Below are 12959 nucleotides of genomic sequence, written 5' to 3' on the forward strand. Positions count from 1 at the left end.
TCACTATACAGAATTAAAAATTATCGTTATATTTCGCGCCCACTTAAATATAAGAAATTTTAATTTTTAATAAAACAGAGAAAAATAAAAAAATGCCTTATGCACCCATATCAGAAACTGAATTCAATAATCGATATCAACTATTAGCTGCTTATATCCAAGCCGATGGAGCTAATCTTAATGCAAATGATTTTCTCAAAATTAGACAGGCTGGATTGAATAACTTTTTACCTGATGGACATGCTTTAAAAGGGAAAAATATTTTTGTTGTCAATCGAACTAATCGCAAATCATTTTTACATCTAGCCGCAGCAAAAGAAAATTTATTTTTAATTAAATTTCTTAAGGAAACCGGCCACGAGATTGATCGTCAAGATGCTCAGCATAAAACTCCTTTGTATGATGCTTGCAATGAACTAAAACTGGCTGCAGTGAATCGTTTGTTAGGCTATGATGCCGATCCGAATCTCGGTAATGGTCATCTCAAAGTTAAAGTGGGAAATCAAGAATATACTGGCGAAACAGTGCCTTTGGTGGCTGCGATTGAAAGCACAGCGATAGTAACCCGTGCAGAACTTTCCGCTGCGACGGGTGAAGATTTTTCAGGTTTGACAGATCAGCAAGCGACAGAACAAGCCAGGGCTAGGCTTACAAAATCACTCATTGCAAAAGGTGCTCAAACCGACTTGCAAACAGGTCAAGAAAATTTTTCTGCTTTCCATCGTGCTATTGGCCTTCGAAAAAGCTTAGTGGTTAAGGAAATTGCTGATTCAGGTCCAGACGAAATTTTTCGACAGTTTGATCGTGATGGTGAAGTAGCGCTGCATATGGTAGCTGCTTATCGAAATAAAGAAGAAAAAGAAAATGAACGAACGGAAATGCAAGAAGAAAAAGAAATTACTGATATTGTTATTGCGAGCGCAGAATCGGCTAAAATTCAAGAACTTCTTACCATAAAGGAGCTTTTGGATGGAAATGCGCCACTACATACCGCCGTCATCTGCAGTAATTTCGATGTCGTTAACGCTATTTATAAAAGCGATTATAAATTTACTGATTTAAAAATCTTAAGTATTCAAAATAAACACGGTAATACCGCCATCCACGAAGCTGTTAAAGACGCCTGGCGAGGACCTAAGATTTTAGCGTTTTTACTGAGTGTCGCGACAGTAGATGATTTAAATATTAAAAATAACCCCATTCTTGATGCTAACGGGGTTGAGATTCGTAGTGGCGAGACAGCGGGACAAATGGCCGAGCGTTTACTGAGTGAAGCAAACTTAATCCATGCTTTAGTAGGAGAAGTCGAAGAGGCGACTAGGGCTCTCGAAGAGTTTGTAGATGCACCTGAATTTGAGGAAGATGAAATAGATCAAGTAGATATACCTGAAGAAATCGGATTTTTGAAGACAGCGATTGGTGATTTAAGGGATAGCGATCCGCTTGATGATAAAATTTCAAAGGCATTATCGCTTGAACTAGATGATTTATTCATCGAATTAGAAAAATACGAGCAGCGCGCTACTTTTTCGTTAGATGATGCAGAGGAATTGGTTTCGAAGACGCGTAGCATACTCGCAGCTACTAAAGAAGAGGAATTTTTTCATCCAAGTTATCTCGATTCCTTAAAAAATGTAAAACAAGAGAAATATTCTGCTTGGAGAGCTGAACAAATACGATTACCACGCAGTTTTCGAAATCTGGATACCGTAGATAGTAACTTATTAAATACTCCTGTGCCTTTTGAGCTAACTTATGACCAGGCGCAAGCATGGTACAGTGATGGGCAGAACAAGTATCGGCATGGAGCTTATCAAGATGCTATATCTAGTTTAAAAGAGTCGATCCGCTTATATAATTCTAATCCTAGCTATTCTGAGCATCGTTCGCTCGCTTATGCTTATGACGAATTAGCTAACGTATACCTAGATGAAAACAGTAATGACGATGCACGGATAAATTTAGAAAAAGCTATCGATATTTATCATACGGTGAAGGAGTATAATTTTCTTGAACCCGCCTATCAAAAATTAGCAAAAACCTATGTTAGTGAAGGTGAATTGGCGATATCTCAGTATGAAGAGACCAATCGGCGTAAGTTGCATTCTAGAGGTAACCTGGGACAATTACAGGGGCATTTGGCATTAGCCGGTCTTTACAAGGAGCTTAAAGGGCAGTCGTTCCAATCTCCGCATTTCTCAATGCATGATTTACAGATGCGAGAATCTTTTCATTACCACCAAGCCTATAAACTAACCCAAGGCAAGATGGATAATTCTGCGCATGTGGTATTACAACGTGAAATTGGTATTGCTAACAATGCCAATTTAGGTACTTATAATATTCAGCAATGTGTGGCTGTCGTAGCATTTGAACCTGCCAGTAAAAAAGTAGTTTTGTCGCATTTTGATAAAGATTCTGGACCCGCAAGTTTTATCGATCAACTTGTCGAACAGTTTCCAGGCCAAACTAATATAGATCTCTATATCAGCGGCGGAAGAGATCCTGTGACTTTGTCGTCAACCCAGATTCCGAGTAAAATATCGGATAATAATATCGATTTTGTCTTAAAACAAATACATTTAAAAAATATAGAGGATTCAGTCGATGGCAATCCGGAAAATGGCCGATTTAAGATTAAAGCCTGTGATGTAGGTGAAACTAAGCCATCGCCTGAAGGCATCGTCTTTGATGTGCGATCCCAACGATTAGTCCATGCTACGCCTAATCGTGCTGATAGCAGCCTTGAATCAAGAGCAGTCAATTTCATGCTTCAAAAAAATAAAGCGGACTATTTACGCCCATTGAATCCAGTCGATTTTACTAAAAGTGCAACAGAAAGAACGATAAGTTTTTCTGCACAAGAACAACAGACAATACGTGATAAGACTGTTGAGTACACTAATTGGTATGCTAATCCCAACAGCCCCTCTGAGAGAGAAACTTGGAAACATGATCAAATATTCTATCCCTTAATGAGAGTGACTGACAAGCTAGCAGGAGTCGCGCCTTCAGACTTTACGCAAGGCTTGTTAACGGAATTTCGAAGGAATTATTATCAAGGTGCCCCTCTTAAAGCTCCTCAGATAAATGATGATGATAATATTATTTATGATCAAGATTTGAATAAATTGTTTATCTGTCTTAACAGACACAAACGTGAGCTCGGTCTTTGCACAATAGATAGTAAACCCTTGCTTGAAGAACTGGCCAAGTTATCCGAAGCCAAGCAATCTGAAGCTTTAGATTATGTGGCCACTCGCCGCGTGGGTGGAACTAAGCAAGAAGAAGTTGCAACGCTGGTGCATAATCAAAAAACAACCAGTCATCTGCAAACAACGGCAAGCATTTTATCTCATGGCACTGATGGTATGTTCTTCGAAGAGGCACTCGTTGACTTATCTAAAGGTAATGCTACCGCAGCTATCCAGCTTGCTGGATTTAAAGCATCAGGTTATGGGTTAGGAAAAGCTGCTGAACGCTTAGATGAAAAGGGATTGAGCGTGTTGACGGAAGGAAAGGCAGTTCAGAGTAAACTGTGGCGAGGAGGTTCACGCGTCGTAGGCCGAGGGACTGCGCTATTAAATATTTATAACTTGGTAAAGGATGTTAAAGCATTAAATACGAATGACACGAATGCGCTTCAGGATGCTAAGGTTCGTGTGGCCAGCGATATTGTTTACACCAGCGTTGATGGAGTAGAAATAGCCGTAGAAGTGGCTGAGGCAACTTCTGAAACGATGGCAGAATTGGCTATTTCTAGCGTGACGGGGCCAGCTGGCGAAGTTGTGGTGGCTATCGTCATGGTGGTAAATAGAATCTATGATGATGTAGAAATAGTTGAAGGAGAGAATCATGCTGTTCATTTAACGGATTGGGAGAAACTTAAAGAAGGCGGCCTGGCTTTTTTAGCTCTGGGCCCCGAGGACTATATAAAGAAAATGGTTGATGAAGTAACTGAATACAGTCGCATCTTACCCAAAAAGTTAGAATTTCTAAAAAACCATCCTCAAGTTAAACACATTATTTTTCCCGCTATTAACGAGACAGGTAAAAGTTGTCGTATCGTTATTGGAGAACGATCTTGTTCTGGAGGAGGGCTCTCTTTTCCCCCTACTTGTACCAATGAGAAAACAGTATGTGATCCCACTTTTACTGACTACGAAGATAATTATGTCTATTTCAAAGATAAGCTCATTGGTTTTACTTTAACTCGAGAAGAAATTACAGCGCCCGAGGGCAGCGAACTGCTTTGCGTGCCGACAGGCGGCGAAGAAGGCAAATCACTCCCTAAAGGGGGGGCTTATGCCTGTGATAGGGCATTAGGCCTGACGAATATTAACAGTACAGGAAACGCAGCCTTTTACAACCTAGGTGAAGGAGTAGATCATGCAGTGGGTTTTGAGGATATTCCAAATATTTTTATGGTCAATAATGGTGCTAAAGACTATGAAGGTGGCAAGCAGGACGATGTTTATATAGTACAAGCTACGCAAGTCTGGACGGCACTTCCTATAGACGGAGAAGAGAACGGTGGTTTAAATGGAGCAGAAGGGTCAGATAGCTTAATTTTATCCGGATTTCAGCCCGCAATTAGAATAGAAATCGATTTAAATGAAGGTTATTTGCAAGCTGGAAATAATACGCTGGCGCTTACCAGCATAGAGAAACTCGTCGGAGGGACTTTTCCTCTCACTGTAACGGCGGCTTGTGCTACAGAAGTGATTGATACAGAAGGTGGGCCAACGTTAAGAAATCCAGATATCCTTTTAATTCCTAGAAATACGAGTTGTGATTATAATTTGAAAATGCATTTACATCCGAATACTGTTGTTACTAATGCAGCAGAAGTCGGTAACTTTACCTATTACATTTTACCTGGTAAAGGAAACGTTGCCGTTAACTTAACAAGGACTGAGGATAATGCGAATACTAAACCGTTAAAACAGCAATTTGTTTTTAATGCGCTTATTTCAGATGTATCTTCTATCTCATTTTCTACATCAGACGATGAACAATCACAAGCGATTAAATTGCATTTCATAGATCATAGAATGAGAACACTTTCTCGAAAGACGGATAAAATTTCCTTCTCTCAGCCTAATGCAACAGCCAATGTAAGCATAGCATATCAATTTAAATCGGATAGCTATAAAGCGCCTTTTGTTCTGCCTACGCAATTACAAACTAATCGAACACGAGAGCTTTTGAAAAAACATTTGGTAAACCCAGCGGCGGATAGTTTTAATGTGACATTAACCCAGCCACATGAAATACGCCATGCGTTATTAAATTTAATCAATGATGAGAGTGTGGAAGATTTTACATTCGAATTAAATGCCTATTTATCGGCTAGCACGAGCCTTCAGTTTATAGATAATGCGGAGCTTATAATAGGCAAAAAAAATCTTTATATTACTCTTAAGACGGATCAAAGCATAAAAGATATTATGCGTATTTATCCGCCTATTGCCCGTCGTTTAAATATAATTTTTATCATCACTACATTGCAAAATGAGACAGTTGTTATAGGCCATAACGGCCGAGAAGTCATGTATAATAACCCTTTAGCGAGAACACATCTGAATGGGAATGGTGGAGAAGGGCTATTTGTTATTAAATCGGGAATGGAATCTTTATTAAAGTCACAATTACCCGTAAAGGAAGTCGTGCTGTATCGTCGTCCTGAGGATACGCATGTTGATAGCTTAGATTTACGAGAGTTAAATGCACAAGTTCGAGCAATAAATGCAACCACTAAGATTCGATTCGAGAAGCCAAATAAGAGAAATAAATTAGGCAAGAATGATTTGAAACTTATGGTTGGGATGCAGACAGAATGGACTCCTGCAAAGAAAGCTATTCCGATTGTTGAAATTCTCTTGAAAGATGTACAGAATCATTGGCATAAAAAATATTTACACATTTATTTAAATGGGCTTCAAGCACATCGGATAGCCGGTCGTCATTCGCATCTGCATTTAAAACCCGAGCCATTAAAATTTGGTTCACAGCATGAGCTGGCGATTGTCGGTATAAAAGATGTTGCAGTAGATAGCGATATTATTATTCCACATGCCTACCAACCGGGTGCTTTTTTCCACCATAATCAAACTAATTTATTATGGACGAATATGCTCAGTAATAGTTCTAATCAAGTGTTACCTTTTACGTTGATAGTAGAGAAATTTTTTCAAGAACCTATATTAAAAACGTTAACATTGCAGTTTACTAATAAGAAAATAGCCTTAAAAAATAAATTAACCCAGCTTAATGCAACAAAAGATTTTGAGGAGGCCAGCAATGCACGTCTTGCCAATTTAAGAGCAGCATCCTTAGCGATTCTGAGTTCCCAACCACTTGATTTACATCCAACCAATCAACCTACTAATGCTAGCGAGATTGAGGTCAGTCGGGATCAGGAACATTATTTAGATAATGATATTATTAACGATATTAATGCGACCTCAGTAGAAGATCATACCGAGGACTATTCGGGTGAAGAAACGAATGAGATTAATGTATTTAGACGGCGTCGTGCAGCTGAAGATATATCTGATCCCACTGCTACTTCAAGTGCATCAGGTTTACAGAGCTGGATTCAATTCCCACGCTTATTAGCAGAAAATATTGTACGCGCAACAGGAGAAATTTTTACGAATTTAGGAGCAAATATCACGAATCTGAGTGTTTATTTACAGGACATAAATTTTTCTGGCAATCCAGATTTACTTAATCAATCTCAACTATTAGGTAATAAAACTTCCCATCTAACTGATCAGCTCAATGTTATTCAAAAGCACACGCTTGATGCTAGTGATGTGCCATTAAAAAAATGTGTTTCTTTAAATCTAGTGGATACCGATCAACAATTTGTAAATGGAGTAAGTTGTAGTATTCCCAATGCAAGGATTAATTTTTTCCATAACATTCCTTTTGAAACTCGTCCTACCGCTTTTGAGCAGCCAGAAGATAACTTTGCTAATTGCCAACCACTAGAATGGTATGGCCGCCCCTCAGTCGCGTGTGAGGGAGAAAAAACAACCGCTATTGTTACTCCACAATTGCCACAACGCATTTTTGATCCTATCGATGGCTGGATAATGTTAGGACAGTTAACTGTGGCGATTATCAACAAGTTTTTTTCAAAGCCAGCTGCTGCTACTGACACTCGATATCAATTAGTCAATGTATTTTTAATGAAACAAGCATTATGGGATACAAAATTAAATGCGCTGGAGGAGCAGTTACGAGAATTGCATACGCGAATTGATTGGCAAAAACTAGAATGGATCCAATATCGATTAGAAGATCGACAAGAAGAGCTTGAACAATTTATTAAACGCAATCATATACCATGGAACGAAGCAACAGAATTTACCGAGAACTTATTTGCTTTGGAAAAAATGTTGAATGAAATTAAAGATATAGCTTGCCCTACATCATCCAGCTTTCAACCGAGAGATAATGATGTATATGCGCGTGCAGCAAGCAACGAAAGCATGGCTAGTCCAGCCCGTTTTTTAGGATTAACGCGCTCCGGTTTCTTTAATGGCGCTGCCAATCAAAATGCTACAGCTCGTTTGAATGGACCTGCTCCGACTCAGAATCTTAGTCGACTATAGATTGCCGCGCGCCTTTGGCGCTCGCAATGACAAGGTTTGCTTATGAGCCTCGCCATGACGGATAGAACACCGTCATGGCGAGCGAATGTAATGAGCGTGGCCATCCATAGATTGCCGCGCGCCTTTGGCGCTCGCAATGACAAGGTTTGTTTATGAGCCTCGCCATGATGGATAGAACAACGTCATGGCGAGCGAATGTAATGAGCGTGGCCATCCATAGATTGCCGCGCGCTATGCGCTCGCAATGACAATCAATATGCTACGTGCTTGCAATGACAAAAGTTTGTTATGCACTATTCGCGAAACCCTTACTATTATGCGTATAATTGCTGAAATATTTCATTGGAAGTGTTATGCAAGTCACGCAAGCGCGTTTTATCACCTTGGAAGGCATCGAAGGGGTAGGAAAATCCACGCAACTCAAGTTTGTTGCTGATTATTTACAACAAGCGGGTATCTCGCTGACTGTCACACGCGAACCCGGCGGCACGCAAGTAGCAGAAGCCATACGGGCTTTAGTGTTACAATCCGATTTTGCACCCGAAACCATCATTCCAGAAACAGAATTGTTATTATTTTTTGCCGCGCGTGCGCAGCATATTCACTATGTCATTAAACCGGCCTTGCAGCGTGGTGATTGGGTGCTCTGTGACCGATTTACCGAAACCAGTTATGCTTATCAGGGTGGCGGCAGAGGTCTCGATTTAGCCTTTATTCGTAGTTTACAGTTATGGGTGCAACAAGATTTGAAAGTCGATGCGGTGTTATTACTCGATGCGCCGGTGGATATTGCCTTACGGCGTACGCATCATCGAAAAGCGGTGGATCGCATTGAAGCGGAAAAGCAAGATTTCTTTACGCGTGCACGTGCCAGCTATCTAGAGCGGGCCAAACAAATGTCTGATTGTTATCATGTGATTGATGCCAGTCGTTCGGTAAAAGATGTGCAAAAACAAATTAAGCGGGTGTTGGATCAACTATTAGCGTTATGGGTAAAATCGGATGAAGAATGATGCTGAATAACTATTCGGTCCCTTTGCCATGGCATACCCAACAATGGCAGCAACTGTATCGCTGTCATCAAGAGGGTCGTTTAGCGCATGCCTTGTTGCTGGTAGGGCAAGCCGGTTTAGGTAAAGCTTTATTTGCGACAAATTTTGCCAAAACCTTATTATGTAAACAAGCAGTGAATCAGATGGCTTGTCAGCGTTGTCGCGATTGCGTATGGGTAGCAGCGGGTACGCATCCGGATCTGTGTTTGCTGGCGACGGAAAAATCCAGTCAGGGCATTAAAATTGATCAAGTACGTGCGGTGATAGAAAAATTAAATCACACCAGTCAAGCGGCCTACAAAATTATTGTGATTAATCCGGCGGATAGTTTATTACTGGCCGCCAGTCATGCCTTATTAAAAAGTTTAGAAGAACCCAGTGAGCGTAGCTTATTTATTTTACTGACCGAAAAAATTGAGCGTTTACTACCGACACTTCGCAGCCGTTGCCAAGTGATTCGTTTTACACCGCCAGAAAAATCGCTAGCGACGGCTTGGTTAGCGCAGCAACTTCCAGCGTCTACACCGGTCGATAAACTGTATCATTTATCGGCTGGTGCGCCGTTACTTGCATTGAGCTATGCACAACATAATTATTATCCGTTTTATACCGATTTATTGGCGTTCTTAATGCAGTTATTTAATCAAGAACTGGATCCGATCCACTGTGCTGCACATTATGTGAAAACGGATGCACAGCAATTATTGTCTACGTTATTGAATGTCGTCAGCGAATTGTTAAAATGCCAATTATTGAGTGGATATAGTGCTATGGAAGGCGCGCTAGTGCATTTAGCGAGGTGTTTGTCGACGGATTTTTTGTTGCAGTATTTTGATGACGTCATGGCATTACAAGCGCACACGGCTAAAATTACGCTGAATCTACCGTTAATGTTAGAAGATCTGTTTTCTCGTTGGGCTATACAAGGTAAATTATGTTAGTTGACTCACATTGCCATCTGGATCGTCTCGATCTAGATTATTTTAAACAAGACTTAAAGGGTTGTTTGGATTTTGCCAGAGAAGAAGGCGTCATGCATTTTCTGTGTGTATGCATTGATTTAGCCAATTTCCCGGCGGTGTTAACGATTGCTGAACAGTTTACCGATGTTTCTGCGTCCGTCGGTGTGCATCCCACCGAACAAGTGGCTGAAGAAGCGACATTGAATGAATTGATTAAGCTTGCACAGCATCCCTGCGTTGTCGCTATAGGCGAAACAGGCTTAGATTATTATCGTGAAAATACGCAAAAAGAATGCCAACAACAACGCTTTCGTCAACATATTCGCGCCGCCATTGCTGTGAATAAACCGCTTATTGTGCATACGCGACAAGCGCGCGAAGACACTTTACGTATCTTAAAAGAAGAGGGTGCCCACCAAGTGGGCGGCGTATTGCATTGTTTTACCGAAGATTTAGCTATGGCGGAAGCGGCCATTAAAGAGAATAATTTTTATATTTCTTTTTCCGGAATTTTAACCTTTAAAAATGCCGCTGACTTAAAATCCATCGCGCAAACATTACCCTTGGAACGCCTGTTAATTGAAACCGATGCCCCTTATTTAGCGCCACATCCGTTTCGCGGTAAGCCAAATCAGCCCGCGTATGTGCGTTATGTTGCCGAATGTTTAGCCGAATTGCGTGATTGTGCGTTAGATGAAATTGCCGAACAAACCACCACTAATTTTTTTAATTTATTTAAGCAAGCACAACGTAGCGAGTAACGACTTAATCGTCATTGCGAGTACGTAGAATATTGATCGTCATTGCGAGCGCGTAGAATATTGATCGTCATTGCGAGCGCGTAGCGCGCGGCAATCCAGGAATATGAAATTGTGGATGGCCACGCTCATTACATTCTCGCTCGCCATGACGGTGATTTTTTATATTAATTTCTAATACCCGCTAAGAGAGAGACGTTTAATGATACGCATATGTACTTTTTTTCTGTTGTTACTGAGCGGTAGTTTATGCGTGGCAGAAACCGATGCGTCGCACGCAACGGCTGCGTACTATCATTCAATACTGACTCAACCGAAAAAATTAAGCGTTTTTTTGCAGGCGATGCCGAAAGGCGGTGATCTGCATAATCATCTTGGCGGTGTGAGTATGGCAGAAAATATGTTGCGCTATGCGAAACACGATGATCTCTGTGTCAATGCTAAAAGTTCTGTTGTGCAGAATGATCTTAGTTGTCCGCAACAATATAGTATCGCGCAGATCCAAAAATTCCCAACTTTGTATAATCAAACTATTGATGCGTGGTCGATGCGTCATTTCCGACCCGGGAAAGAATCGGGACATGATCATTTTTTTGCGACGTTTGAAAAATATTTACCTATTTTGATGAAGCATCGTGCCGAGATGTTGAATGAAGCAGTGGAAAGAGCATGCCGAGAAAATCTACTGTATCTGGAACTCATGATCATGCCGGATGACGATAAGTCTGGATTATTAGGCAGTAAGCTCGAATGGGATGATAATTTAAGTCGCTTACGTGAAAAGCTTTTAAAAACAGGAGTTATTCCTATCGTCTTGGATATTTCTAAGCAATTCGATAGTTACCAAAAGCACATGCAAGGATTTTTGACTGGACCCGGTAAGCAGTTGTGCCCCAATTTTACATTACGTTATTTATATCAAGTATTACGCGAACAACCACCAGCGCAAGTGTTTGCGCAGCTATTAACCGGTTTCGAATTGGCGAGCCGCGATCCACGTGTCGTAGGGATTAATTTAGTGCAAGCGGAAGATGGAAAAATATCCATGCGCGACTATAGCTTGCAGATGCGGATGCTGGGGTTTTTGCACTATTTATATCCGCGCGTAAAAATTAGTTTACACGCTGGAGAATTGGTTCCCGGTTTGGTGCCACAGTGTGGTTTACGTTTTCATATCCGTGAAGCCGTAGAAATAGCGCATGCGAATCGGATTGGTCACGGCGTGGATATTCGTCATGAAGATCATGCGGCGCAATTAATGCAGGAAATGGCTAAAAAGCGGATATTAGTTGAAATTAACCTCAGTAGTAATGCAGCAATCTTGAACGTTAAGGGTCGACAACATCCGATACTACTGTATAGACAACATCACGTACCTGTGGCTTTATCTACGGATGATGAAGGTGTATTAAGAACCAATCTGACTGAGCAATTCAAACTAGCGGTTTTAAACTATCATTTTACTTATTCGACCTTAAAACAATTAGCACGTAACAGTATTCAGTATAGCTTTTTACCCGGGGTGAGTTTATGGCAAGATGCCAATTATCAACATCCGGTTTTGTCTTGTAGGGATAGTTTACGCACCGGTAAACTGTTTTCCACTTGTCAACGTTTCTTGGCTAGCAGTGAAAAAGCCAATACCCAATGGAAATTAGAACAACAATTTTTAAAATTTGAACAAACCTTTATGAAACCGCACTGTTATTAATCATCGTCATGGCGAGCGAATGTAATGAGCGTGGCATCCACAATTTCATACTTCCTAGATTGCCACGCACCTACGGTGCTCGCAATGACGATATTATAGTGAAAAAAAGATGGCAGAAGCGATACCACTAAATAAAGCCATTAATCAAATAAGTGAGTGGGTTTGTTCCATTAAATAGCCAAGGATACTTTTGACAAAAGTAGCACAATGTGATACATTTAAAACATGGAAGAAAATAAGTCAAATTATGAGTTTTCAGCAGAAAAAAACCAGCAGCTCATAAGCGAGCGAGGTATTAGCTTTGAAGAAGCGATTGCCGCAATAGAGGAGGGGTTGATACTAGATATAATACCTCACCCTAATTCCGCTAAATATCCCAATCAAATGATATATATAGTGAACATCAATAACTATGTATGCTTAGTTCCTTTTGTTAGAAAGGATAAAAATACAATTTTTTTAAAGACTATTTTCTTTCACCGAAAATTAACTAAGCAATATTTACGAGGTAAAAAGCATGAAAAAGACAAAGAGTAATAGGTTTGATAGTAAGCTAGATAAAGAAGAACAAGCCATGAGTGATGCTATTGATAAGGCTCTTGACCGCGGGAAACTAAAAAGTATTAAAAATCTCAAAAAAGAAATGAATTTAGCTAGAGAAGCTGCTGCTAACTTTCAGCGTAAGGATGCTCGGGTAACACTTCGTCTTTCAAGTGGTGATTTGGAACGCCTGAAACAAAAAGCAGCTTATAAAGGCTTGCCTTATCAAACCTTTATTGCCAGTGTTTTACATGAATACGCTGCAGGACATTTCATAGAAGCGGCTTAAAACTTAGATACCATTCGGTCCG

General features: G+C 40.5%; 7 protein-coding genes. All 7 read left to right on the top strand.

What is annotated here, in order from left to right:
• Positions 1–92: 92 nt before the first annotated feature.
• The 7 genes from AAHH40_RS03950 (at position 93) to AAHH40_RS03980 (ending at position 12937) form a co-directional block, all read left to right on the top strand.
• Positions 93–7625 carry an ankyrin repeat domain-containing protein gene (locus tag AAHH40_RS03950; RefSeq protein WP_342219393.1) on the top strand — a complete coding sequence of 2511 codons (7533 nt, stop codon included), beginning with the start codon at positions 93–95 and terminating at the stop codon, positions 7623–7625.
• A 353-nt stretch (positions 7626–7978) separates the two neighbouring features.
• Entirely contained in the window at positions 7979–8638 is a 660-nt protein-coding gene (gene tmk / locus AAHH40_RS03955) for a dTMP kinase (protein WP_342219394.1), read from the top strand.
• Complete coding sequence (gene holB / locus AAHH40_RS03960; RefSeq protein WP_342219395.1) at positions 8635–9618, top strand: DNA polymerase III subunit delta'; 984 nt, start codon at positions 8635–8637, stop codon at positions 9616–9618. Before tmk ends, holB begins: the two co-directional genes overlap by 4 nt.
• Entirely contained in the window at positions 9612–10400 is a 789-nt protein-coding gene (locus AAHH40_RS03965) for a TatD family hydrolase (RefSeq protein ID WP_342219396.1), read from the top strand. Before holB ends, AAHH40_RS03965 begins: the two co-directional genes overlap by 7 nt.
• A gap of 199 nt (positions 10401–10599) precedes the next feature.
• Positions 10600–12108, top strand: coding sequence for an adenosine deaminase (locus AAHH40_RS03970; protein ID WP_342219397.1), 1509 nt, complete (start codon positions 10600–10602; stop codon positions 12106–12108).
• 225 nt (positions 12109–12333) lie between these two features.
• Complete coding sequence (locus tag AAHH40_RS03975; RefSeq protein ID WP_342219398.1) at positions 12334–12645, top strand: toxin; 312 nt, start codon at positions 12334–12336, stop codon at positions 12643–12645.
• A complete protein-coding gene (locus AAHH40_RS03980) occupies positions 12626–12937 on the top strand; it encodes a CopG family antitoxin (protein ID WP_342219399.1) in 312 nt (103 codons plus the stop codon). The genes AAHH40_RS03975 and AAHH40_RS03980 overlap by 20 nt, the downstream gene beginning before the upstream one ends.
• The last annotated feature ends 22 nt before the right edge of the window (positions 12938–12959 follow it).

This window comes from Rickettsiella endosymbiont of Miltochrista miniata (assembly GCF_964031245.1).
Classification (GTDB): domain Bacteria; phylum Pseudomonadota; class Gammaproteobacteria; order Diplorickettsiales; family Diplorickettsiaceae; genus Aquirickettsiella.